Here is a 24,891-nt window from a genome sequence, read left to right on the forward strand (position 1 = left end):
TCGACCCCGGCTGACCGGGGGGCGGTCAGGCCGACGGCTCGTGGGCGTCCATGAGGTGTTGGATCGCGTTGATGATCGCCTCTGTCGAGGCGGGGTCGGCGGCGAGGGCAGTGAGGGGGACGGTCGGCCAGCCGGTGTAGCCCTTGGTGCGCAACGCACGCAGCTTCTCGGTGAGCGCGGGGACGGCCGAGAGCGAGTCGGCGAAGGCGGCGGACGCTTCCAGGCCCAGGTGATGGGTGACCGAGGTGAAGTTGAAGGCGAGTTCGGCCTTGCCGGTGTCGTCGAAGAGCGACACAGTCCAGATCGGTACCTGCTTACCGCCGATCGGGTAGTAGCCGGACATGCTGAGGTACCTGGCCGTGCCGCTCACCAATCGGCCGAGAGTGGCAGCGTGGTCGAGCACGGCGGTCGCGATGAGACCCGGCTCCGGGGACAGGCGGGTCCGTATCGCCGCGTCCATGTCGGCGCGGGTGGTGCGCTGCGCGGTACGGCGACCGGAGGGGGATTTGGCCGCGGTGGCGACCTCGCCGTGGATGCGCGGCACGAGGACGCGGACGTCGCCGCTGCCCCGGTACTGGGTCAACTCGACCGCGTACACGTCGGTCTGCCGCATCTGACGGTTGAGGAATTCCACGATCGCCCTCAACTCCAGGGGGATCCGGTCCGCGACGAACAGCAGACGCATCTGCCCGGCGGCCAGCCGTTCCTCGACCGTCGCCCAGAAGTCCTCCGGCGCGCGGGCACCGAGCAGTTCCCCGTACGCCTCCTCCAGCGACCGGCCGTCGGCGGCGCAGGTCTCCTCGAAGGAACGCTGAAGCAGTGCCGCGGGCCAGTAACGCGCGCCGTTGGCGGCGTAGTCCAGCATCTGGCCCACCACCTCACGCCGGATGCGCGTATCGCTCGCGCGCTTGACCTCCACCAGCGTCGGCACACCGTCCGCGTCGACGAAGAGGTGGTCCAGCCAGTACGCCGAACCACCGTCCGGGCTCGTCGGCACGGCCATCTCCCGGGCGACCAGCACCAGCCGCAGCGGCTGACCGTCCGCCAGCGAACCGAAGTCGAGCACCCTGGGATGCCGCGCGAGAAGCTCCTGGAACTCGGCTTCGCTCTCGAACCCGGCCGGTTCAAGAGCCTGGAGATCCGCACCCAGCACGAACACCGACTGATCGGTCATCCGCTCCCCCGCCCCTCTGAGGTCGACCGGCCACGAATACCACAGTCCATGAGCCCCGGGGCCGGAACGGGGTCAGGCGTCGGCGAGGAGGGGGTCGTAGGGGGTGGAGCGGTGGCGGGCGGACATGAAGGTGAGGAAGTCGGTGATGAAGGCGGAACGGGTGTAGGTGGAGGCGGTGGCCGGGACGGTGCGGGTGAAGGCGGTGCGGAAGAGGGCGCGGTATTCGGTGGCGTCGATGGTCTGGTTGCCGTCCTTGTCGGTGACGTCGAAGAGGACTTCGGCGACGCGGATGAGGGCGGGGCCCGCGAGGGTGGGGGCGGCGGCGGTGTATTCGGCTCTGCTGACGCGGCCGTCGCCGTCGGTGTCGAGGGCGGACTGGAGTTCGCGCCACCAGTCGGCGTAGGCGTTGTAGAGCTTGGTCTCCTGGGGCTCGTCGAGGTCGAGGCGGGAGGACAACTCACGCGCCATGGCGGCGAGATCGGGCCAGTCGAGGAAGCCGTCGCCGGTCTGGTCGAGGACTTCGGTGAAGAACTCGTCGGCGCTGCGCAGCGATCCGCCCGGTGTGGAGGTGCCGGGGGAGGTGGGGCCTTCGTCGGCGGACTCGCGCTGGGCGGGGAAGGGCGTGACGAGGCGGATGAAGGCGCCCGCCTGCTTCATGCGGTCGCGCACGGCGGTGACCGTGGCGTAGGCGGGGTCGTCGCTGTCGGAGGTGAGGGCCATCAGGTTGGTGAGGGTCTCGGTCCTGATCCAGCCCTCGGGGAGGAAACGGGCCAGGCCGGCGGCCATGTAGGCGCCCTGCATCAGCGTCTGGGCGCCGGGGATCTCGGGCAGACCGGCGCGGCGGCGGAAGGGCTCGGGGAGGGACGCGACGGTGATCTGCCCGATGACGGGCCCGGCGAGCGCGCGGCCCGCCGCCCAGACGGTGGGCAGGCCGTCCAGCAGGGGGGGCGCGGGGAGGTGGTCGAAGAGCTTGTAGAGGATGATGCGCAGCGCCTCGGTGTTCTCCAGCTCCTCCTCGACCATGCGGTCGAAGTACTGCCAGAACTCCGGCAGTGTGGGGGGCAGTTGACCTGCCGGGTCCCCCAAGGCGCCGAGGAACGCCTGGAATTCGGCGTAGAGCTGCTCCATCGTCGTCTGGTCGAGCGGCTGCCCGCTCAACCGGCACATCGTGACCGAACTCTCGAAGAGCGTCGCGACCACCCACGCGCGGACCTCGGGGTCCATCGCGTCGTACGGACGGTGCCGGGCGTCGGCGCCGTTGAGCCGCGCGTGCAGGCGGTTGAGGCGCGCCGCCTCCCGCTGCCGTACCGCGTCGTCCGCGCCGAACATCCGCTGGAGGCTCACGAGGGTGTTGCGCAGCCGCCGCCACGGGTGCGCGACGAAGGTGGAGTTGTCGGCCAGGGCCGCGCCGATCTGCGGGTGCGCCGCCTCCAGGACCGTCGCCCTGATCACCGCCAGGCCCCAGCGGGGGTCGTTGAAGAAGCGGTGGAACTGGGAGTCGGGGCCGAAGAGGGATTCGATCCGCGGGGCGGGCGCCGCCGGAGGTGGCCCTGCGGGCGGCTTGGCCGGGTCCGGTGCTACGGGGTCCGGTGCTACGGCGGCGGGCGCTACGGGGTCGGGTCCTACGGCGTCCGGTGCTACGGCGTCCGGCTTCGACGCTCTCGGCTTCGCCTGCTTCACCGGTTGCACCGGCTTCGGCTTCACGGCCCGCGGTTTGACGGCCCGCGGTTTGACGGCCAGCGGTTCGACGACGTCCGGCTTCACGGCCCGCGGCTTCACCGCCTTCCGCTTCGCCGCGTCCGGCTTCACGGTGCCGACCGCCTCGGCCGCCCCGGTCGCCCCGGTCCCCCCGGCCGCCCGCGAACGCACGCGCTTGGAAGGCCGGTTGATGCTGCTGCTACTGCCTGTCTCCGTCACGTGCGGGACTCTCCGTTCGCGTGCGGCGGCACGCCGCCGAAGCGGCGCTTGCGTTGCTGGTACGTGTGCAGGCACTCCAGGAAGTGCGGCGCGCGGAAGTCGGGCCAGAGCACCGAGGGGAAGGTCCATTCCGCGTAAGCGACTTGCCAGAGCATGAAGTTGGAGATGCGCTGTTCACCGGAGGTCCGGATCACGAGGTCGACGTCGGGTGTGTCGGGGAAGGGCAGGTGTGCGGCGAAGTGGCTCTCGTCCACGGCGTCGGCGGACACCCCGCTGCGGATCAGGGAGCGGGCTGCCTCGACGATGTCGCCGCGTCCGCCGTGGTCGAACGCGACGGTCAGGGTCATGCCGCGGTTCGTGCGGGTGAGTGTCATCAGGTCGGCGAAGTCGCGGGCCAGCGGGGCCGGGATTCTCGGGTCGGCGACGCCGAGGAAGCGGCAGCGGATGCCGCGCGCGTGCAGGAGTGCCGCGTGTTTGCGTACGACGCGGCGCACCAGGCGCATCAGGTAGTCGACCTCGTTGCTCGGGCGGCTCCAGTTCTCGGTGGAGAACGCGTACAGGCTCAGCCACTCCACCCCGGCTCCGCGCGCCGCCTCGATGACGTCGATCACCGTCGTCTCCGCCGCGCGGTGGCCCGCCGTCCGCGGCAGCGAACGGCTCTCCGCCCAGCGGCCGTTCCCGTCCATCACACACGCGACGTGCCGCGGGGCCGGGGTCAGTGACGTGGCCCGTCGCGGCTGTCTGCCCACGCGGACTCCGGTGTCCCATACGACCGAAGTGCCGCTGTCTCGCTCCACCGTCACAGGTGCCCCCGGCCGTCACCGTCACCGCAATTGGATCAACACCTCACAGCGTCCTGGCACTTGGCCTCCGGCACATCCCGATCCGCGCATATTCACCCATGGCACGCCAGTCCGATTCCCTGCCTCCGCGACACGCGGGCGGAGGCACACCGGGGCGCGCGGAGACAGCGCCGCCTGGCTCCCTGACCCCCTGGTCCCTGCTCCCTGCTCCCTGCTCCCTGCTCCCTGACCAGGACATACGTGGCACGTAAGGCGAGGCCGCGCCAAGAAGCCGCGCCAAGAGGCCGCAAAAGGACGGCCCCGCGTCCAGACCGGGACGCGCGTCAAGATGGCGACCCGCCAGGGGGCTACGCGCTGCCCACCGCGTCCGGCTCTCCGGCAGGAGATTTGGCGGCGCGCATCGGAACGCCGCGGAAGGCCTGGACGAGGACGAAGAGGGCGCCGGCCGTGACGCACTGGTCGGCGAGGTTGAAGATGCCGCCGTTGCCGACCTGGATGAAGTCGAGGACGGCGCCGCGGCCGAAGGCGGGGGTGCGGAAGAGGCGGTCGGCGAGGTTGCCGCCGGCGCCTGCGAAGAGGAAGCCGAGGCCGAGGGCCCAGCCGGTGGAGCGGACGGCGGGGGCGACGCGGGCGATGAAGACGAGGACGCAGAGGGCGAGGAAGGTGAAGACGAGGGTGGCGCGGGGTGCGAAGGAACCGGCCGCGCCGGAGTTGCGGATGGCGGTGAAGGTCACAGCGCCGCCGAACGCGTGGCTGGCCTCGTGCCCCTCGACCACGACCGCCGCGACGGCCTTCGTGGTCTGGTCCACCACGAGCCCGACGGCCGCGGTCGCCCACAGCAGGTACGTACGCCGCACCGCACACCTCCCGATCCCAGCCCCGTCCCCCATCGAGCGTACGTGGCCGCCCGCCGAAACCCCGGCCCGCACCCACGCCGACCTGCCGCCCGTACGCCCCCGGGACCGGCCCGGCCCTGCCCGCGCCGACCTGCCGCCCGTACGCCCCCGCAACCGGCCCGGCCCCGCGCCCACGCCGACCTGCCGCCCGCACGCCCCCGAGACCGGTCCGGCCCCGCGCCGACCTGCCGCCCGTACGCCCCCGGGACCGGCCCGGCCCCGCCCGTGCCACCCTGGCCCGGCGGACAAGCGACGGCGAAACCCCTACGCCTCCGCCTGCTCCGGCATCTCCCCCACCGTCCGCGCGGTGTCGATGACCGAGAAGTTCGCGCCCTGCGGATCGGTGACGGCGGCGAACCGGCCGTAGGGGCTGTCCATCGGGCCGAAGCGGAGGGTGGCGCCGAGGTCGACGGCCTTCTGTACGGCGGCGTCGCAGTCGCCGACCGCGAAGTAGACGTTCACGTACGCCGGTACCTCCGGCGGGAATTCGTCACCCATGGTCATGCGGCCGAGCACCGGATTCGGGCTGCCGCCGACCTTGAAGACCTTGAAGTCCACCCCGGCGTCGGTCATTTGCTGCGCGGAGTACGTGAACGCCTTCGTCAGGAAGGCGTCCGTGACGTCGGGCTCGCGCGTGAAGAACTCGGCCCAGCAGAAGGCGCCCGGCTCGCCCACCTTCGCGAAGCCCTTGTGCTGATCCGGCTGCCAGAGCCCGAAGGCCGCGCCGGTCGGCTCCTTGGCCAGCGCCATCGTGCCGAGCCGGCCCACCTGCATGGGCTCCATGAGCAGTTCGCCGCCCGCCGCCTTCACCTTCTCCGCGGTCGCCGCCGCGTCCGGGGTGGCGAAGTACAGGTTCCAGGCCGACTTCCCCTCTTCTCCCGGCATCGGCGGGACCACGCCCGCGACGGCCTCCCCGTCCGAGAACGCCTGCGCGTAATCGCCGAATTCGCTCGCGCTCTCCCCGAACGTCCAGCCCAGCACGTCGGCGTAGAAACGCTTGGCCCCTTCCAGGTCCACGAACATGGCGTCCACCCAGCACGGTGCGCCTTCCGGGAAATCAGTCATGACCCGCGACTCCGTCCCCACGAATGTGACGTACGTCACTTACGTACGTCTCCACGCTAGTCAGTCCTCGCGCTCCCCGCACGGCGAGGCAACGGTGACGGGCGACGGAAAGCGGAAACGCACGAAGTGGCCATGGTCACCACCGTTCCGGGAATGCGCGCCCGGCGGCCGGAGGCTGAGGGAGTACGGAGGCCGCACCTCCCGTGAGACCCCTTCGGACAAGGAAGTTGACCCCATGTACAAGAAGATCCTCGCCGCTGTCGACGGTTCGGCCCACGGCAGTGCCGTCCTCGACGCGGTGTCGGCGCTCGCCAAGCTGACCGGCGGGACGGTGCAGGTCATCCACATCCGGCCGTCGCAGGTGATCTCCGGAGGGATCACCAGCACAGTGGTGCCGGTGGAGGAGAGCGCCGAGAGCCGCAAGGTCGTGGACGACGCGCTCGCACGGCTGCGCGCGGACGGCATCACCGCCGACGGCGAGGTGGACGAGGGCCTGACCGAGGACCTGGCCGCGATACTCGTCGAACGCGCCGAAGCCCTCGGCAGCGACCTCATCGCCGTCGGCCCCGGCCACTACAGCGGCATCTCCGCGCTTCTGCACCCGAGCGTCAGCCGCGCCGTCGCGAAGTCGTCTCCCGTGTCGGTCCTGCTGGTCCACAGCGAGGCCGGAGCCACCGCCTGACCTGCCCCTTCCCCTTTCCGGATCGCCCCACTGCCCGCCACCCCCGGTTCCGCACCCGGCCGGGGACGGCGGGCAGCGTCGTACCGGGAGCCTTACGCGGAGCCGCGCCCGAAGCCGTACGCGGACGGGGGCGGAGCCACCGGAGGACAAGCGGCACCACCGGAGGGCAGGCGGCAGCACCGGAGGACAGGCGGCGCCACCGGAGGACAACAAGCGGCGGCACCGGAAGACAAGCGAAGGCACCGGCAGAAACGGTCAAGCGGGGCAATTCACCGACCGCCGGACACGGAGAGTACGGCCGCGTAACCTGACCGTCAGCCGGGCGCCTGGACGCTGGTGCCCTCTCCGTACATCGCATTCGGCGGTGTACGGAGAGAGGAGCAGTGCAGTGGCGCGTCACCGCAGGCCGAAGAGGCTGCGGACTACCGATCGATTACGCATGGGCTGGTGGCTCGTCCAGATTGCCGTCTGGATCCATCAGCACGTCAACGACCGGTAATCCGGCTGGGCGGGGGCCGTCTTCGTGGGATGCGGCGGCGGCCTCCGCGTACTCATCTCATGATGTGCCGCCCCGGCCCCGCGGGCCGCGAGTCGCACGACTTTGGCATATGCCAATCCACGCGTCGAGCGTTCCTTCGCGTCCGCCCCCCGGCCTCATTCGGCCGCGACGTGCGCGCCCCGGCCTCATCCGGCCGCGGCGTGCGCCCCCCGGCCTCATTCGGCCGCGCCCTCAGGAGCGGCGGTACGGACCGCGCCCGCGTGGCGCTTGCGCTCCAGGACGACGAGCGGGCAGTTCAGCGCATCGGCGATCTTGATGAGATTGGCGGGGGTGGCACTGCGCCAGCCCGACTCGATCTCACCCATGAGCTGCTCCGAGATGCCGACCTGGTCGGCGAGCGCCCGCTTGGTCAGCCCGGACTTCTCCCGCGCCCAGGTGACGGCCTCGGGCTCCTGATGGAGCCTGCTCGGCCGGGTGCGGTGCGACATGGGCAAAAACTAGCGCGTAGTAGCGCGTAGCACAAGTATTTATCGGGAACTACGCACACCTGCGCACGTTGCCGCCGCGCATATGCGCAGGCCAGACCGGCCGATACCCGCCCCTCTTCGCCGTATCGCTGGACGCATAATGCGTAGTTGTGCGAAGCTCGCCGCATGACTGAGCGCCCGGACGCGCCGCCCGAGGGGGAGCTGATCAAGGTCGCGCTCGCGGCGTCCGGCCTTTCCCAGCGGGAGGCCTCGCGGCGAGCCGGCATGAGCGACACGCGGTGGCGGCAGATCGTCAGCGGTTACCAGTCGGTCGACGGGACACCGGTCCCCGTCCGCGGCCGTGACGAGACGCTGGCCCGGATGGCGCATGTCGTCGGCGTACGCCCGGAGCAGTTCGAGGACGTCGGCCGCCCCGACGCCGCCGAGGAGCTGCGCGACCTCACGGCCCGCAAGCGGGACATCGACGCCGCCTCGGCCATCCCCTCCGGCGCGTACGACCGCCTGGAGGAGCGCTGGCACCTGGTGGAAGCCGTGCTCCGCACCGCGCGCGAGGGGCTGAGCCCGTCCGAGGACAGCAGCCTCGTCGGCCGGGTGCACGGGCTGCTGGCGCAGGACCCGGACGGTTTCACGCCCAAGGCCCCTGGCTAGCAGCCGACTTCACCCGTCGGCGCTCAGGCCGCGCCGGAGGACGGCGCGCTCGCCCGTACCAACTCCCGTGCCAGAGCGACGCTTTCCGCGAGCGTGTCGAGCGGCAGCGGCTGGGTGGCGAGCGCGCCCTCGTGCAGCAGGAGGAGCCGGGTGGCCAGGGCGGCGGGGGACGCGCAGGCCGCCGCGGTGGCGAGGCGCTCGAAGAGCCCGAGCAGCCAGAGCTTCTGGTCCGCGGCGACGCGGTGTGCGGGGTGCGCGGGGTCGGGGAGTTCGGCCAGGGCGTTGATGAACGCGCATCCGCGGGTGTTGGTCGCGCTCCAGGTCCGCAGCGCCTCGAAGGGCGCGGTGACGGCCTCGACGGGGTCGTCGCAGGCGTCGACGGCGGCGCGGACGAGGGCCCGCCAGCGCCGGTCGCGCTCGCCGAGGTAGACCGCCACGAGCTGGTCCTTCGAGCCGAACTGGTTGTACAGCGTCCGCTTGGTCACGCCCGAGTGCTCGGCGATCAGGTCCACGCCCACCGCCGTGATCCCGCGCCCGTAGAACAGCTCCTCGGCAGCCGCCGCGATACGGCGGCCCGCGGCGGTCATGGGCCGTACGTCGCCCGCTTCCGTCTCCTGGACCTCCGGCATCGGACCCCCCTTCACTGATCGGTGTACCGTGGGTCAATGTTCACAGATCAGTGTACTCAGGAGGACGGTGGAGCGATGAGCGTGCCCGGGACCATGCGTGCGGTACGGATCGCCGGTCACGGCGGGCCGGAGGTGCTGGAGGCGGTGGAGGTGGCCGTGCCCGCCCCGGGGGCGGGCGAGGTGCTGGTCGAGGTCTCCGCCGTCGCGCTCAACAACACCGACCTGTGGACGCGCGAGGGCGCGTACGGAAGCCCGCAGGACGCGACGGCGCTGTCGGGCTGGCGCGGGCCGATCGACTTTCCGCGGATCCAGGGGGCCGACGTGGCCGGGCGGGTCGTGGCGGTCGGGCCACGGGAGGACGTCTCCGCCGACGGGGGCGCTGGCTTCGAAGGGGGCACTGGCCTCGACGGGGGCGCTGTGGTTGACCGGGATACGGCGCGGGCGGTCGCCGGGGACACGGCGCGGGCGGTCGCCGGGAACGCCGCCGAGGCGGCGGCCCGGGGCACGGCCGCGGAGCCGAACCCGTACGCGGGCCTCCTCGGCCGCCGCGTCGTCATCGACCCGGCCGTCTACGACTCCGACCGCCAGGACGCGAATCCCATCGGCCTCATGGGCAGCGAACGCGACGGCGGCTACGCCGAATACGTGACCGCGCCGGTCGGCCGCGTGCACGACATGACCGAATCCCCGCTCACGGACGACCAGTTGGCGTCGCTGCCGACCGCGTACGGCACGGCGCTCGGCATGATCGAGCGCGGCGGGCTGCGGGACGGCGAAACCGCCCTGGTCTCCGGCGCGTCCGGCGGCGTCGGCCTCGCCCTGACCCAACTCGCCCGCGCGCGCGGCGCGAAGGTGCTCGCCGTCAGCAGCGGTTCCAAGGCCGACGCGGTCCGCGCGGCGGGCGCGCACGTCGTCATCGACCGCGCGCGGGACGTCGCCGGGCAGATCCGCGCCGCCGCCCCCGACGGCATCGACATCGGACTCGACGTCGTCGCAGGGGAGTTGGTGAGCGCGTGCCTGCCGCTGCTGCGCGAGGGCGGCCGGTGGGTGGTCGCGGGGGCGCTCGGCGGGTACGGCGTCACCTTGGACGTACGCCGTCTGTATCTGCACAACGCGCGGGTGATCGGCTCCTCGATGCACACGCCCGCGCACTTCGGGCTCCTCATGGACCTGGCGCGCGAGGGCGCTGTCCGGCCGGTCGTCGCGGCGACGTTCCCGCTCGCGCGGGCCGCGCGGGCGCAGGAGGAACTGGCCCGCAGGGGGCACGTGGGGAAGATCGTGCTGCACCCGTAGGGCCGCCCGCGGTGCCGGGCGGCGGCCTCCCCCGCACGCGCGCCCCGCCGTGGTGGAATTGGGTGCGTTCGAGCGAGGCGGGCGCGCGGGCACGCGGACGGAGCCGGGATGGGGAGAGTCGTGGGGCGGCGGGCAGTGCTGGGGAGCGGGGATGTGCGGCGCGTGGCGCTCGGGCTGCCCGGGACCGTCGAGAAGGAGTTGTGGGGACATCCCACGTTCCATGTCGGCCGCCGGATGTATGTGACGGTGCCCGACGACGGGACGTCGTTCGCGGTGCGCTGTCCGCGGCACGAGCGCGCGGAGCTGATCGCCTCGGAGCCGGAGAAGTTCTGGGTGCCCGCGCACGAGGCCCACTCGTCGTGGGTACGGGCGCGGCTGGCGGCGCTCGAGGACGAGGGCGAGCTGTACGACATCCTGCTCGACTCGTGGCAGCAGGCCGCGCCGCAAGAGCTGGTCGAGACGTTCCCGGCGAACGGCCGCCGCCCCGAACGGAATTGATTCACCCGGCGGGCGGGGGCTGCCCATCAATGCGCGCTGCCGTGGAATCAATCTCGCGGGCGTCGCATACGGGGTCCGCGGGAATCGTCGCGGAAGGGCAGCACCGCCGATGGACGAAGCACGTCCGTACGCATGGGAGTTGGGGCAGGTCTGGCTGACGGTGGTGCGCCCGCCGGGACCGCTGACCGTACGGCCGGGGGCGGGGCCGGGGCGGGGATCGGGGCCGGGGCTTGGGCTTGGGCTTGGGCAGGGGCCTGGACGTGGACCGGGGCATGGGCCTGGGCCGGGGGTCGACCACTGGCGGCTGGCGCTGGTGTCGGAGGGGCCGCTGACGCTGCGCAGGGCGGACGGGGTGGACCGGGGGGACCTGAGCGTTGCCGGGAACGGTGCCGCGAACGTCGGCCGGACCGGTGGCGGAGACCTCGGCGGGGACGCGGAACGCGACCGGGCCGGTACGCGGCTGGAGGCCGGCGAGCTGGGGCTGTGGGAGCCCTCACGGCCGCTGCTCGTCAGGGCGGTTGAGTCCGCCGCGCCGCGAGGGCGGGCGATCGTGCTGCACCTGCCGCGCGAGGCGGTGCCGGTGCCCGCCAGGTCGCTGAGGCACCTGGTCGCGCGCCCGCTCCCCTCCGACACCGGACCCGCCGCGCTGCTGGCGCACTACGTCGAAGGGCTCGCCGACCAGGCGGCCGGTTCGGTGCTCGCCCCGCAAGGCGCGCGCCTCGGCTCGGCGGCGCTGAGCCTGGCCACGGCCTTCCTGGCCCAGCTCGCCGAACCGGCGGCCGTACCCGCGTCCCGCACCCTCGAACTCCGCTGCGCCATAGGCGAGTACATCGACCGCCACCTCGCCGCGCCCTGGCTGTCGCCCGCCGCCATCGCCTCCGCGCACCACATCTCGGTGCGCTACCTGCACCACCTCTTCCGCCAGGACGGCGGCCGTACGGTCGGCGGACACGTCCGCGCCGAACGGCTCGACCGCTGCCGGGCCGATCTGGCCGACCCTCGGATGGCGCACCGCAGCGTCAACCGGATCTGCGCGCGGTGGGGCTTCCCGGACGCGGCGGTCTTCGGCCGTGCCTTCAAGAAGGAGTACGGCGTCGCGCCCGGCGCCTACCGCAGGCGGCTGTTGAGCGCGTGAGCGTCCACACCGCCCCCGCACACGCCCGCCGAGCGGGCGACCGTACGCCCGAACTCCCCGCCCCCACCTGACCGGTCGGCCGAGGCGCGACCCCTGCCCCCATCGCGGCTCACTGCGGTCGTCCTCCCCGATCGTCGTCGCCACTGACGACCCGCACCGCGCGCCGCGCTCTCGGCCCACCGGCCCCGGGCACCCTCCCCCGTGCGCCGGGCCACCGAGTCTGCCGGGGACCGAGCCGCCCGTCATCGGCCCTGTGCGCACGGGAGTTGACCGAGAGCGCAATGCCGGGCCCGCGCGGCGCGGCCCTCAGCGGGCGGTGGTGCGGCAGACCGGGCGGGCCTCAGCGGGCGGTGGTGCGGCAGACCGGGCGGGCCTCAGCGGGCCGTGGTGGTGCCGCAGACCGGGCGGGCCGGTTCGTCGGGGAGATACGTGCCGCGCTCCTGCCGGGTGAGGTCGCGGCCGACCGCGCGGCAGACGGCGGTGACGGCAGCCGCGGGGTCCGGCAGGTCAACGGCCCACAGCCGCACGGTCTGTTGCGGGTCGAGAACGAGGAGCGTGTGCGCGTCGGGGCCGAAGGCGAGGTCGGTTGCGGAGCGGGGCGCCGCCGTGAGGGTGGCCCGCACGTGTCCGGTGGCCACGTCCAGGAGGTGCACGGGCCCGTCCCAGTCGCCCGCCGCGACGGTCCGGCGGTCGGGGGTGAAGGCCACCGACGTCACGGGCGCGGTACGGCCGGTGGCCAGCGCGCGGGTGCGGCCGGTCGTCAGGTCGGCGAGCAGGACGTGGCCGTCCCAGGTGCCGACGGCGGCCGTGCGCCCGTCCGAGCTGAGAGCGACGCCCGAGTCCACCATGGGCATGCTGCCCGAACTGCCGTGCACAGGAGCGCCGTTCAGGATGGACCGGGTCTCCCCCGTGCCCAGGTCGACGAGCGCGACCGCGCCGTCCACGGTCTGCGCGGCCACGATCCGGCCGTCCGGGCCGAAGACGGGTCCCGTGCCGGGTGCGATCCACACCCGGAAGGTCGTACGGAAGCGGTGCGCGCGCACATCCCACGGCCGCAACCGGCCGTCGTAGTCGGCGATGACGAGCGTACGGCCGTCGGGGCTGAACGCCAGGCCGCCCGCGTTCCCGGCCGCCGCAAGGGTGGCGGTGACCTGCCCCGACACGGTGTCCCACAGCCGCACCGAGCCGTCGCCGTCCCAACTGGCCACCGCGCGACCGTCCTTGGTGACGGCGACCGCGACCGGCGGCGGTCCCGGGGACGGACCGGCCAGGACGCGCACATGTCCGGTGGCCGTGTCGCGCAGCCGGAGTCCGCCGTCCGTTCCGGCCAGTACGACGCCACCGCCGCCGAAGGCCGCCGCCGCGACGCCGGGCAGGACGGCGGGGCCGTTCGTCACGTCCCACAGCCGTACGGTGCGGTCCGCGCCCGCCGTCGCGAGGGTGCGGCCGTCGGGGCTGAAGGTGAGCGCGCGGACGGTGCCCGTGTGACCGGACAGCACCGCACGGGCCCTGCCCGTGGCCACGTCCCAGATCCGTACCGTCCGGTCGTCGCCGCCGGTCGCGAGGGTGCGGCCGTCCGGGCTGAACGCCAGCGCGCCGACCTGGCCCGCGTGCCCGGACAGCACCGCGCGTACGCGGCCGGTCGCCGCGTCCCGGATCCGCACCTTGCCGTCGGCGAAGTCCCCCGTGGCCACGCTGCGGCCGTCCGGGCCGCACGCGAGGTCAAGGAAGTCCCCTCCGTCGTCCGGGACTTCGTGGGCCTGCGACCTGGCGGCGAAGTCGGCCAGCGGGCGGCCGGTCCGGGTGTCCCACTCGCGGATCCGCCCGGCGTCGGACATCGCCACGACGCGCCCGCCCGCGCAGAACGCCACCGGTCCCGGGATCTTCTCGCGGCTGGTGACGATCCGCCGGTCGCGGCCGGTCGCCACGTCCCACAGCCTGATCGCGCCGCCGCGGTCCGCGGTGACGGCGGTGCGGGCGTCGGGGCCGAGTTCCCAGTCCAGCGGCGGCTCAGTGCCGAGGGCCACGGTCCTGGCCCCCCGGCCGCCCTCGGCGGACACCGGGCGCAGGTCCAACTCCCCCTTCCAGCCGGTGATCGCGAGGGTGCGGCCGTCCGCGCCGTACGCCAGCGCGGTCGCGCCCGCGCTCGGGTGGCCTACCGTCGAGCGGACCCGGCCGCCCGCCGCGTCCCACTGGATCACCGTGCCCGCGCTGTCGCCGGTCGCGAGGGTGCGGCCGTCCGGGCTGAACGCCAGTGACTCCACGTCGTGTTCGCGGTCCGGCGGGCGCAGGACGGCTTTGAGGGGCAGCGCGGCGGCGGCTTCGAGGCTGACCACCGCCTCGGTGGTGGGGCTCTCGCGATACGCCTGGACGGCCAGCAGCGAGGCGAGTTCGGGGTCGGAGCCGACGAGCGCGTCCGACGTGGTGGCGAGCTGCCGCGACAGCGCGACCTGCCGGGCGGCGTCGGCGGCCCTGCGCTGCCGCTCGTTGCTGCGGCTCTGCGTCCACGCCGTCGCCCCGGCCGCCACGGCCAGCACGAGGAGTACGGACAGGGTCGCCGTCAACGCCCGCAGTCTGCGGGTGGTTCGGGCGGCGGCCTGCTCCTCGCGGCGGCGGGCAGCGGTGCTGGCGTCGAGGAACGCCCTTTCGGTGGGCGTCAGTTCGTCGGGTCCGCCGTCCGCCTGCGCCGCCGGGAACGCCTCCCCGGCCGGGAACGCCTCCTCGGCCGCCGCGAGCCGCGAGCCCCGGTACAACGCGCCGGGCTCGCGGTCGAGTTCGTGCCACATCACCGCCGCGTCGGTGAGCCGACGGTGCACGCGCAGCCGGGTCCGCTCGGCGTCGATCCAGGACCGCAGCCGTGGCCACGCCTGGATGAGGGCTTCATGGGCGAGGTCGACGGTCCCGTCGTCCACGGTGATCAGCCGGGCCCTGGCCAGCTCGTCCAGGACGACGGCGGTGTCGTCCGCGCCCAGGGCGAGTTCGGCGCGGGCCACCGGTCTGCGGGTGTCGGGGGTGCCGTCGCCCGGCATGACGAGGCGGAGCAGCACGCGGCGCGCGAGGGCCGCCTGCTCGGCGGTGAGCCGGTGGTAAAGGTCCTCCGCCGTACGGGAGATGGCGCCGTGCAGACCACCGGCCTCGTCATACGCCCGCTCGGTCAGCGCCCGGCCGGCGCGCCGCCGCCACGTCTCCAGCAGCGCGTGCGACATCAACGGCAGCCCGCCCGGCTCCCCCACGACCTCCGCGACCACCCGTGCGGACAGCGCCCGCTCCACGATCAGCCCCGCGGCCTGCGCCGGCCGCACCACCGCCTCCCGCAACTCGTCCCGGTCCATCGGCCCCGCCAGCAGCGTCGCGTCCTGCAACGCCCCGATCAGCCGCGGATGCTCCGCACACCGCCCCAGAAAGTCCGCCCGCACCGCGATCACCACCCGCGTCCGCCCCGCCGGATGCGCCGCGGCCAACAGCCGCTCGATAAACCCCTCCCGCTCCGCCGCGTCGGCACACAGCGTGAACAGCTCCTCGAACTGATCCACAATCAGCCACGTATCCCCCCCGCCACCCTCCGCACCGGACCCCGCACCAACCCCCCGACCGCCCACCGGCCCAAGTCCCGGACCAGCCCCCCGACCGCCGGTCGCGCCGATCGCCGTACCAGCCGTGAAGCCAGCCGCGCCAGCGCCCTCCGGGCCGGACTCGGAGCCGGTCACATGCCCAGCCGCCGTACCGCCGGACGAGCCGGACCCCGCGTCAGCCGCGTACCCAGCCGCCGAACCAGCGGTGCCCGTCGCACGACCGCCCGCCGGGCCGGGGGCCGGACCGGCCCCGTAGCCAGCCGCAGGACCGCCCACCGGGCCGGACCCCGAACCAGGCGCAAGCCCAGCCACGCGACCATCGGACGAATCCGGCGCCGCGGTCGCGGCCGAGGCGGTCACCGGACCAGAAGCATGCCCGTCCGCCAGACCGGCCTCCGGGCCTCGCTCCGGATCGGCCGTCGTACCCGTCGCACGACCGCCCTCCAAGCCGGACGCCGGACCGGATGCGTGCCCGGCAGGGCGACCGCCCTCCGGGCTGGGCTCGGAGCCGATCACGTGCCCAGTCGCCGGGCCGCCCACCGGGCCAGGCCCCGATCCAGCCGCAAGCCCAGCCGCCCGACCGCCGGGCGAATCCGTCGCCGCACTCGCGGCCGAGGCGGTCGCGGGACCACCCTCCGGATCGGCCGTCGTACCCGTCGCACGACCGCCCGCCGGGCCGGGGGCCGGACCGCCCGCGGTGCTGGCCGCAGGGTCGTACGTGGAGCTCGCCGCAGGCGTCAGGTGGGGGGCGTGGTCGCGGAGCGGATGGGCGCCGGGGGTGAGGATGCGGAGGGCGGCGGGGCGGGTGGCGGGGTCGGCGACTTGCTGGAGGCGGGGGATGAGGCCGGCGCGCAGGAGGGAGGACTTGCCGCTGCCGGAGGGGCCGAAGACGGCGGTGAAGCGGCGGCGGGCGGTGAGTTCCAGCAGGCGGTCGGTGAGGCGGTCGCGGCCGAAGAAGATGTCGGCGTCGCCCGCTTCGAACCGGGCCAGGCCCCGGTAGGGCGCCGGATCGTCGCCGTCCTCGGCGTCCCGCGGCCCCGCGGCCCGCGTGGCCGCCGCACGCCAGCGCCGCTCCCAGTCGGCCGGATCGCCGCCGCACGCGCGGACGTACGCCAGGACCACCGGCAGCGTCGCCAGCGTCTCGCCGGAGGCGGCCCGCGACAGCGTGCTCGCGCCGAAACCCGCGCCCCTGGCCATCGTCCGGTACGTCGGCTTGCCCGCCGCCTCCCGCAAGTCGCGCAGCTCGCGCGCCAGTTGGCGTACCGGGTCGTCGCCCGGCGCCATCTCCTTCTCCGGACGTCCCGACACCGCGCACTCCCCTCGACGGACAGAGCTGCCACGCTACGCAGAGCCGCGCCCCGCGGGGACGGCCACGGCCCGGAATTGCACTGGGTGCACACCGCTGCCGCATACCTCCCTGGCCGGGCACCGTCCTCCTCCCGTACGGCGCGCGGACGGCTCCGTAAACGTTGCCGGAAGCCTTGACAGGGGCTGGGGCAAGGCCGACTCTCGCGTGGAGAGAGCGCTCTCACGCAACCCCCCACACAAGGAGCAGGCATGTCGATGAGAGACAAGCGCTTGCGGAAACGGCTGGGCGTCGGATTAGTCGCCGTCAGCGCGATGGCCGCGGTGGCGCTGGCCGGTTCGCCGCAGGCGTCGGCGTCCGCCGTAGGAAAGGGCACCGTCTCCCCACAGACGGCGACCCGGACCACGGCGGCACAACAGGCCACGCGACAGGCCGCACAACCGGCCGCCGTACAGCCGAACGCCGTCCCCGCCGCCCCGAGCGGCTTCACCACCACCTGGAGCGACGACTTCAACGGCGCCGCCAACACCGGCTTGGACACCGGGACATGGCGCTACGACGCCGGTGAGGGCTGGACCTTCGGGACCGGCGAGATCGAGACGATGACGAACAGCACGGCCAACGTCTACCAGGACGGCAACGGCCATCTGGTGCTCAAGGCACTGCACTCGGGCACGGACCCGAACACCGGCTGGACGTCGGGACGGGTCGAGACCCAGGCGGACGGCTTCGGCGCGCAGCCGGGCGGCGTGGTCCGGATGCAGGCGTCGATCCAGCAGCCGAACGTGACCACGGCCAACGGCGCGGGCTACTGGCCCGCGTTCTGGATGCTGGGGTCGCCGCTGCGCGTGGGCGTGCCGTGGCCGGGTTCCGGCGAGGTCGACATCCTGGAGGACATCAACGGCCGCAGCTCGGTGTTCGGCACCCTGCACTGCGGGACGAATCCGGGCGGCGCGTGCAACGAGTCCAGCGGCGTCGGCAGCGGTGAACGGGCCTGCTCCGGCTGCCAGACGGGCTATCACACGTACGCGGTGGAGATCGACCGCTCGACGTCACCCGAGCAGATCCGCTGGTACCTGGACGGCGCGAACTACTTCACGCTCAGCTCCAACCAGGTGGACGCCACGGCGTGGGCCAACGCCGTCGACCACAGCTTCTACATCATCTTCGACCTGGCGATCGGCGGCGGCTTCCCCGCCGCCTTCGGTGGCGGCCCCAACGCGGCCACGGTCAGCGGCGGTTCGCTGAACGTCGACTACGTGGCGGTCTACAACAAGGCCGCGCCCGGCAGCACCGGCACCAACATCGCCAAGGGCAAGCCGACCACGGCCTCCTCGACCGAGAGCGCGCAGTTCCCCGCGTCGAACGCGACCGACGGCGATGTCACCACCCGCTGGTCGAGCGGTTTCAGCGACCCGCAGTGGGTCCAGGTCGACCTCGGCCAGTCCTACAACCTCACGCACGCGAGTCTGGTCTGGGAGGCGGCGGCCGCATCCGCCTACCAGCTACAGACGTCGGCCAACGGCACGACCTGGACGACGGTCTACTCCAACAACAACAGTCCGGCCGACATCCAGGACACCGCGCTGTCGGCCACGGCCCGCTACGTGCGGGTCTACGCGACCGCCAGAACATCCCAATACGGCGATTCGCTGTACGAGTTGGCGCTGTACGGCACACCGACGTCCGGCGGCGGCGACCCCGGCGGACCCGGCACACCCACCCTGCTGTCGCAGGGGAAGACGGCCACGGCCTCGTCCAGTGAGAACGGCAGCTTCACGGCGGCGAGCGCGGTGGACGGCGACCCCGGCACCCGCTGGTCCAGCACCTTCAGCGACCCGCAGTGGCTCCAGGTCGACCTCGGCGCCAGCCACACCGTCAGCCAGGTCAAGCTCAACTGGGAGGCCGCGTACGCGACGGCGTACCGGATCCAGACCTCCGCGAACGGCACCACCTGGACGGACGTCTACTCCACGACCACCGGCACCGGCGGCAATCAGACGCTGAACGTCACCGGCACCGGGCGGTACGTGCGGATGTACGGGACGGCGCGCGCCACGCAGTACGGCTACTCGCTCTGGGAGTTCCAGGTGCTCGGCACCTGACCCTCAGGACCGCGTGCGCACGTGAGCACGTAAGCACGTAAACGTCCAAGGCCGCCCCCGGTGCACGCGCCGGGGGCGGCCCGCGTACCAACAGCCCTACGCGTTACGGCACTTGCGCCAGCCGCAACGTCCTCGCTCCCGCCGTGAAGGACTCCTGCGCCGCAGTGCTGGACATGAACGTCCAGTCGGAGCCGCCGCCTTCGGCGTGGGTGTACTGGAACCAGATGAAGCCGATGACGTCATGGCGGCTCGCCAGCCACGGGAAGAGGCTGGCGATCCAGGGGGCCTTGCGCCCGCCCGGCTGGGCGCCGGTCTCGGTGATGAGCAGCGGCTTCGCGGTGAACGCGCGCAGGGCGTTCACCGACGGGTTGAGGAGTTCGCCCGCCGAGCTCTCGGCGACCCCGTAGGCGTCGAGGCCGATCCAGTCGACGTAACCGTCGCCCGGATAAAGGGACTTCAGGCTGATGTCGTCCGCGCCGCGCAGCGTGTTCGGGGCCCAGACCCAGATCACATTGGTGGCACCGGCCTGCTGGAAGATGTCGTGGACGTGCTTCCACGCGGCGACGTACTCACCGGGTCTGTTGCCGCCGTTGGGCTCGGCCCACGGGTACCAGTGGCCGTTCATCTCGTGGGCGAAGCGCAGCGCGATCGGGAAGCGGTTGGCTTTGACGGCCTCGGCGAAGGACCTGATGTACGGGTCGTGCGCACCGTCGATGATGGTGCGCAGCGCGTACGAGGGCTGCTCGGTGCCCTTCGCGGAGCCCGCCCACGGTTCCCAGGAGACGACGGGCACGGCGTGCTGGGCGTAGGCGGCGCGGACCGGGTCCGGGTCGAAGCCGCGGGTCCAATTGACGTAGTACTCCACCATGTTGGGCGTGACGCCGCCCGCGTCGCGGCCGACTCCGGCCAGGACGGCCGAATTCCAGGGCGCGTCGGGCTTGGCGACGCCGAAGTACGTGGTCCCGGCGGGCGGTCGGCGGATGGCGTCCTTGTCGGGCACGGCGGTCCGCGGCGGCCCCGGCGCGATGGTCGACACCCCGTCGTCGTCGCCCACGCCGCTGTCGGCCGCCCGGTCGGCTCCCGCGCTGCGGTCGCCGCCCCCGTCCCCGCCGTCACCCCAGGCGAGCGCGGCGACCCCGATCAGCAGCGCGAGGACCGCGGCGGGCACGACGTACTTCGCCCGGCTCCAGACCTGGCCGTAGAAGGGGCTGGACAGCCGCCCCGGCCAGTTGACGAGCGGACCTCCGCGCGTCCACCGGTCGCGTCTTCCCCCGAGCATGCTCCCCCGCCTCCGTCACCCGTACCCCCGACGATTCCCTGAACGCCCCGCGCGCCCCGCCCCCGGCGCCCCGCCCCCTTCGGGCCCGGCCACGTCCGCGACCGGCCACGCCCGCGACCGGCCACGTCGGCGACCGGTCCGGTCGGCGCGCCCAACGCGCCCGCTACCGCGCCGACTTCCGCGGCAGCCGGTCGAACAGCGTAATCCGCAGGCCGCCCGCGAAGTCCTTCGCGGTGCCCGCCTTGTACTCGGTCTGGAGGAATCTCCCCTCGTCGGCCGTCATCCCCGCGTACGGCGTGCGCGGCGCGGTGGCCACCAGCCAGATCCGCTGGACGTCCTTGGTGCACACCACGGGCGCGGAGCACGGCTGTCCGGTGTACGTACCGTCCCGCTGCGGCGACACCGTCACGTACACCGCGTCCGGCGGGTCGGCCACGGCGCGCAGTTGGTACGCGGTGCCCCGCATCGCCTTGTCCAGCTCACCGCTGTAGACGACCCCGTCGCCGCCGCGCGTCTGCGTCCGCAGCCAGGCCGACGCCGCCTGGTAGTCGGGGAGTCCGGGCCGCGGGTCGGTGCGCAGGCCGTTGAAGGCCGGCAGCGAGACCGCGGCCACGGCGACGGCGGCGACCGCGCCGAGCACGATCTGCCGGGTCGCCGCCCCGCGCTCCCTGCCCGGCAGCAGCTTGGCCAGACCGCACACCCCGGCGCCCGCGAGCAGCGCGACGGCGGGCACGGTGAAGACGAAGTACGACGGCGTGAACAGGTTGCCGTACGAGCGCAGTCCGAACAGCGCGACCGGCGGCAGCACCGCCCACACCAGCAGCGGTACGCCGTTCCTGCGGCCGAGCAGCACCCCGAGCAGCGCGAGGCCGCCCACCGCGAGGGCGGCGTGCTGCGAGCCGATCAGCTCCTGCGGCAGCCGCAGCAGCGCGTGCACGTCGGTGCCGCCCTGCGGGTCCTGGTGGTTCTGGCCGCGCGCCAGCATCAGCACCGCGAAGAGCGGCGCGACCGGCACCAGCGTCACCGCCAACCACGCCCCGGTGCGCTGGCGTTCGGTGGCCAGCGTGATCAGCAGATACGCCACCACGACCGTGGCCGCCACCGGGTGGAACAGCCCCGTGCACAGCATCCCGAACGCGTATCCGCCCCACCGGTCCGCGCCCACGTGGTCCAGCGCCCGGTACAGCAGCAGCGCCCCCGCCACCACCGACAGCGCCGCCAGCGCGAACGGCCGTGCCTCCTGCGCGAATCGCGTCGTCACCGGCAGCACCGCGAACACCAGCCCCGCGACCAGCCCGGTCGGCGCGTCGAACATCCGGCGGCCGAGCAGCGCCAGCAGTCCCGCCGTCACCGCCATCGCCACCACCGACGGCACCCGCAGCATCGCGGGCGAACTCCCGGCGGCCGAGACCCAGATGTGCATCAGCACGTAGTACGGCGCCAGCACCACATCGGTGTTGTCCAGCAGCCGCCCCAGGTCCGACCACGACAGATGCGCCGCCCACCACGTCGCCGCCTCGTCCTCCCTGACCTGCGCCGCACCCACCCGGTACCCGCTCGCGCCGAGCGTCACCAGCATCGGCGGCAGCATGATCGCGGCGCGGCCCATCCCGCGCCGCTTCTCCTCCTGGCGCTTCTCCTCCCGCCGGCGCGCCGCCCGCCCGCCCGGGGCCGGGCGGTCCCCGGTGCTGTCGTCCTGGATCTCCCACTCGCCCTGGCCGTGATGGGAGTTCCGCGGCTGCGGAATGATCGAGATGGGAATGGTGTCGGGGTGATCGGGGTGGGGATTCAGCACTTCCCGCTCGTTCATGGGGTGCTCCCGGAAGACGGGGAGGTGCCGGGTGAACCGCTCGGCGGCGCGCCCGGTGAAGGACCGGACGACGTCTTCGTCTGCCCGGTCGCCAGCCGCAGTGTTGCCAGACCGGCCTGGAACGCCTGCTGTTCGGCCTTGCTTGAGGTGAAGCGCCAGTTGGCGCGGGCGCCGGTGTCCCGGTCCTTCTGCATCCAGATGAAGCCGACGATGTCCGGATGGGCCTGGAGCCAGGGGAAGAAGGCCCGGACCCAGTTCAGTTGCTGCTTGTCGATCTGCGCGCCGGTCTCCATGATGATCAGCGGCTTGTCGGCGAAGGTCCGCACCTGCTTGACCGTCGCACCGAAGGTGATCGCGGGGGTCTTCTCGCGCACGCCGTAGCCGGTCATGCCGATCCAGTCGACGTAGTCGTCGCCCGGGTAGTACGGCTGGAGTTTCACCTTCGGCTTCGGACGGATGATGTTCGGCGACCAGGTCCAGATCACATTGGTGGCCCCGGCCTTGTCGAACAGGTCGTGCACGTGCCGCCACGCCTGCACGTACTCGCCGGGCTTGTTGCCGTTCACCGCCTCCGACCAGGGGTACCAGCCGCCGTTCATCTCGTGCGCGAGGCGCAGCACCAGGGGCCACTTGGCGTCGGCGATGGCCGTGGCCGTACGGGTGATGTAGGCGTCGAACTTGCCGCTGATGATGTTGCCGAGCCGGAACTTGGGCTGATCGGTGTTCGTGTCGAGGATGACGCCGCCCGCCGGATTCTGCACCCCGCCCGCCCAGGGCTCCCAGGTCAGCACGGGGAGCGTGCCGTGCTCGTAGGCCGCCGTCATCGAGTACGGGTTGAACTCGTGCTCCCAGTCGAGGAAGAACGAGGCCATGGTCGGCCGGATGCCGCCGTCGTCGGTGGTGAACTCGTCCAGTTCCTTGGCGTCGTAGGGGGCCTTGACGGTGGCCGCGCCGAAGTAGATGCCGTCCGGCTTCATGAACTGCTGCTTGGTCGGCACGTTCGGGTCGCTCTTGCCCTTGAGCCGGTCCAGCAGTCCCGGGTTGCTCTTGCTGCCACCGCCGAGTCCGGAGTAGCCGGTGCCCTCCGCGTTGGAGACGACTGCCATGTAGACGCCGTAGGACAGCGCGGAGAGCAGGACCGCGTTGACGGCCATCCAGATCCGCAGCCGGATGCCCGTGCCGCGGCTCCACCAGTGCGACGGCTTCTTGCGCCGTCGCTTGGCCTCCGCCCGGCTCCCGGACCGGTTGGCGGCCGGCCCGTTGTGGCTAGACACTCATCATCACCGACCCCCCGAGCATGAGGCCGCCGATCAGGTACGGCACCAGGACCAGGGCGCTGTGCGACTTCTCGCCCGCGAAGCTGTCGGCGCGGGTGCCCCAACTCGCGTTGTGCGCGCAGCGGAAGAAGCCGAGCAGGCGCACGGGGAGCAGCAGCAGGGTGTTGATCACCATGAAGGTGGGCAGGAAGAGCAGGTCCTGCGGCCGGTAGGCGAAGTGCCGCCCGAAGCGGAACATCAGCGAGAACAGCGACATCACGGCGGCCAGCGCGAGGAGCAGCACCAGGGCCTTGGTGGGGTCGCCGGGCAGCGGCAGGTCCTGGTAGATGGTGGGCCGGCCCCGGTGGAAGGCGGCGATCAGCCAGGAGGCGAAGGTGCCGAGCAGCACGAAGGGGACCGCGACGTCGGCGAAGTAGAACAGCGCGAGCATCTTCGCGTTGCGCAGCATCCACGGCATCATCCGCAGCGTGTTGTACTGCGAGCCGCGTGCCCAGCGGTACTGCTGCTTGGCCAGCTTCTTCAACTGGAGCGGGGCGTCGGTGTAGACGAGCGACGTGGACTGGTAGACGGTCTTGTACCCGGCCTTGAGCGTGTAGTTGGTGAGCGTGCGGTCGTCGCTCACCTCCAGGAAGACGCCGAGGAACTTCTCGCCGAGGAAGGCGTCCATGCAGTCGAAGAGGATGTGGCTGCGGAAGGCGATGGTGCGGCCGGGCAGGCAGCCGACGGTGCCGAGCACGCTCATCGCGGGCATCGCGTACTGGCAGCGCACGCTCTCCAGCCAGTCCGCCCAGCGGGTGAGCACGGTGCGGCTCGGCTGGAGGATGCGCTGACGGGTCGTCACCCCGCCGACCTGGGGGTCGCGGAAGGGCTTGACCAGTTCGCTGAGGGTGTTGGCGGTCCAGATGGTGTCGGAGTCGACGAGTACGGCGATCTCGCCGCTGGACTCGGCCAGGCCGACCTTGAGCGCGTTGCGCTTGCCGGGGACGGGGGTCCACCGCCAGAACACGCCGAGGTCGTCGCAGATGTGCTCAAGTGCCTCGTTGCGGCGGCCGTTGATGACCACGATGATCTCGGTCGGCCGCTGGTCGATGATCCGGCCGACGACCTCGCGGAAGAGGTCCTCGGGCTCGTCCACCACCGGAATGATCACGGAGGTGGTGGTCTGGAACGGGCGCTTCCACGGCTTGTAGCGACGCGCGAGGACGACCTTGATCAGCCACAGCAACCAGATCAGCGCCATGAAGGCGGCGAAGGGGTACACCACCCCCTGGAGCCGCAACTCACGGATCTCCAGCAAGAACGCCAGCATGTCTTCCTTATCGCGCCGATTCCCCCGAGCCACATACAAGGCGGCGTGCCGCAGAGAGCGTAAGTGGTGACACGATTTTTATCATATGAACCTTAGCGTCCCTCACAGGATCACCTTGAGTAACGCCTCTGCCACGTACACAACGGCCCTGTCGCGTGAGCTGTGTTACACCCCGATGACAAGTCCGTTCCGCCCGGCGGCGAATTACCTGGACAAACGACCGGAGCGGTGAAATCCCGGTCACAGTCGTGTAGGTCCTGTGTCCATCGGACTGCTGTCACTGCCGTCCCGCCCGTGACTCACCCCGTCCCAACGCCGTTTCGCGCCTCCCCGTTTCGCGCCTCCCCGTTTCGCGCCTCCCCGCCTCCGCGCCCGTGCGGTCGTGCGGTCGTGCAGCCGTCGCACCGGTTCGGTGCGCGAAGGCCCGGCCGACCCGGAGGCCCGGCTCGTGGAACCGGCCACGGCCGCACCGCCCGGACCGCCCGGACCGCCCGGACACCTAGAGA

18 protein-coding genes are annotated in these 24,891 nt (G+C 72.7%); 6 read left to right on the forward strand and 12 right to left on the reverse strand.

What is annotated here, in order from left to right; genetic code table 11:
- Positions 1-25: 25 nt before the first annotated feature.
- The 5 genes from ABZX65_RS09240 to ABZX65_RS09260 all read right to left on the reverse strand — a co-directional run bounded on the left by ABZX65_RS09240 (position 26) and on the right by ABZX65_RS09260 (position 5,855).
- Positions 26-1,174, reverse strand: a complete 1,149-nt coding sequence (locus ABZX65_RS09240) for a hypothetical protein (protein ID WP_355336474.1) — start codon at positions 1,172-1,174, stop codon at positions 26-28.
- 72 nt (positions 1,175-1,246) lie between these two features.
- Positions 1,247-2,695: an oxygenase MpaB family protein gene (locus tag ABZX65_RS09245; RefSeq protein WP_355336747.1), complete on the reverse strand. Its 1,449-nt coding sequence runs from the start codon at positions 2,693-2,695 to the stop codon at positions 1,247-1,249.
- A 392-nt stretch (positions 2,696-3,087) separates the two neighbouring features.
- Complete coding sequence (gene uppS, locus ABZX65_RS09250; protein WP_355336748.1) at positions 3,088-3,810, reverse strand: polyprenyl diphosphate synthase; 723 nt, start codon at positions 3,808-3,810, stop codon at positions 3,088-3,090.
- Between the two features lie 431 nt (positions 3,811-4,241).
- Positions 4,242-4,751, reverse strand: coding sequence for a signal peptidase II (locus tag ABZX65_RS09255; protein ID WP_355336475.1), 510 nt, complete (start codon positions 4,749-4,751; stop codon positions 4,242-4,244).
- 303 nt (positions 4,752-5,054) lie between these two features.
- Positions 5,055-5,855, reverse strand: a complete 801-nt coding sequence (locus tag ABZX65_RS09260; protein ID WP_355336476.1) for a VOC family protein — start codon at positions 5,853-5,855, stop codon at positions 5,055-5,057.
- 235 nt (positions 5,856-6,090) lie between these two features.
- On the opposite strand from ABZX65_RS09260, the gene ABZX65_RS09265 reads away from it, so the two are divergent.
- Positions 6,091-6,537 carry a universal stress protein gene (locus ABZX65_RS09265; RefSeq protein ID WP_355336477.1) on the forward strand — a complete coding sequence of 149 codons (447 nt, stop codon included), beginning with the start codon at positions 6,091-6,093 and terminating at the stop codon, positions 6,535-6,537.
- Between the two features lie 714 nt (positions 6,538-7,251).
- Here ABZX65_RS09265 and ABZX65_RS09270 read toward each other — a convergent pair.
- A complete protein-coding gene (locus tag ABZX65_RS09270; RefSeq protein WP_355336478.1) occupies positions 7,252-7,524 on the reverse strand; it encodes a helix-turn-helix transcriptional regulator in 273 nt (90 codons plus the stop codon).
- A 165-nt stretch (positions 7,525-7,689) separates the two neighbouring features.
- On the opposite strand from ABZX65_RS09270, the gene ABZX65_RS09275 reads away from it, so the two are divergent.
- Complete coding sequence (locus ABZX65_RS09275; RefSeq protein ID WP_355336479.1) at positions 7,690-8,172, forward strand: helix-turn-helix transcriptional regulator; 483 nt, start codon at positions 7,690-7,692, stop codon at positions 8,170-8,172.
- Positions 8,173-8,195: 23 nt separating this feature from the next.
- Here the strand turns inward: ABZX65_RS09275 and ABZX65_RS09280 are convergent, their stop codons facing one another.
- Positions 8,196-8,759 carry a TetR family transcriptional regulator gene (locus ABZX65_RS09280; protein WP_355336749.1) on the reverse strand — a complete coding sequence of 188 codons (564 nt, stop codon included), beginning with the start codon at positions 8,757-8,759 and terminating at the stop codon, positions 8,196-8,198.
- 117 nt (positions 8,760-8,876) lie between these two features.
- Here ABZX65_RS09280 and ABZX65_RS09285 point away from each other — a divergent pair, with 117 nt between their 5' ends.
- From ABZX65_RS09285 to ABZX65_RS09295, 3 genes are all read left to right on the forward strand, one after another.
- A complete protein-coding gene (locus tag ABZX65_RS09285; protein ID WP_355336480.1) occupies positions 8,877-10,094 on the forward strand; it encodes a zinc-binding dehydrogenase in 1,218 nt (405 codons plus the stop codon).
- A gap of 108 nt (positions 10,095-10,202) precedes the next feature.
- Positions 10,203-10,592 carry an MmcQ/YjbR family DNA-binding protein gene (locus ABZX65_RS09290; RefSeq protein WP_355336481.1) on the forward strand — a complete coding sequence of 130 codons (390 nt, stop codon included), beginning with the start codon at positions 10,203-10,205 and terminating at the stop codon, positions 10,590-10,592.
- Between the two features lie 313 nt (positions 10,593-10,905).
- Complete coding sequence (locus ABZX65_RS09295; RefSeq protein ID WP_355336482.1) at positions 10,906-11,727, forward strand: helix-turn-helix domain-containing protein; 822 nt, start codon at positions 10,906-10,908, stop codon at positions 11,725-11,727.
- 374 nt (positions 11,728-12,101) lie between these two features.
- On the opposite strand, the gene ABZX65_RS09300 is transcribed toward ABZX65_RS09295, so the two are convergent.
- Positions 12,102-16,583 carry a hypothetical protein gene (locus ABZX65_RS09300; protein ID WP_355336750.1) on the reverse strand — a complete coding sequence of 1,494 codons (4,482 nt, stop codon included), beginning with the start codon at positions 16,581-16,583 and terminating at the stop codon, positions 12,102-12,104.
- 273 nt (positions 16,584-16,856) lie between these two features.
- Here ABZX65_RS09300 and ABZX65_RS09305 point away from each other — a divergent pair, with 273 nt between their 5' ends.
- Positions 16,857-18,710, forward strand: a complete 1,854-nt coding sequence (locus ABZX65_RS09305; RefSeq protein ID WP_355336483.1) for a discoidin domain-containing protein — start codon at positions 16,857-16,859, stop codon at positions 18,708-18,710.
- Between the two features lie 103 nt (positions 18,711-18,813).
- Here the strand turns inward: ABZX65_RS09305 and ABZX65_RS09310 are convergent, their stop codons facing one another.
- From ABZX65_RS09310 to ABZX65_RS09325, 4 genes are all read right to left on the reverse strand, one after another.
- The gene (locus ABZX65_RS09310) at positions 18,814-19,989 is read right to left on the reverse strand and encodes a glycosyl hydrolase (RefSeq protein WP_355336484.1); all 1,176 of its coding nucleotides are present in this window, start codon (positions 19,987-19,989) and stop codon (positions 18,814-18,816) included.
- A gap of 163 nt (positions 19,990-20,152) precedes the next feature.
- Positions 20,153-21,799, reverse strand: coding sequence for a glycosyltransferase family 39 protein (locus ABZX65_RS09315; RefSeq protein WP_355336485.1), 1,647 nt, complete (start codon positions 21,797-21,799; stop codon positions 20,153-20,155).
- Positions 21,796-23,073, reverse strand: a complete 1,278-nt coding sequence (locus ABZX65_RS09320; RefSeq protein WP_355336486.1) for a glycosyl hydrolase — start codon at positions 23,071-23,073, stop codon at positions 21,796-21,798. The genes ABZX65_RS09315 and ABZX65_RS09320 overlap by 4 nt, the downstream gene beginning before the upstream one ends.
- Positions 23,066-24,385 (reverse strand): glycosyltransferase family 2 protein, encoded by a 1,320-nt coding sequence (locus ABZX65_RS09325; protein ID WP_355336487.1) that lies wholly within the window; start codon positions 24,383-24,385, stop codon positions 23,066-23,068. The genes ABZX65_RS09320 and ABZX65_RS09325 overlap by 8 nt, the downstream gene beginning before the upstream one ends.
- Positions 24,386-24,891: the final 506 nt, after the last annotated feature.

It is taken from the genome of Streptomyces sp. NPDC003300, assembly GCF_040610915.1.
Taxonomy (GTDB): domain Bacteria; phylum Actinomycetota; class Actinomycetes; order Streptomycetales; family Streptomycetaceae; genus Actinacidiphila.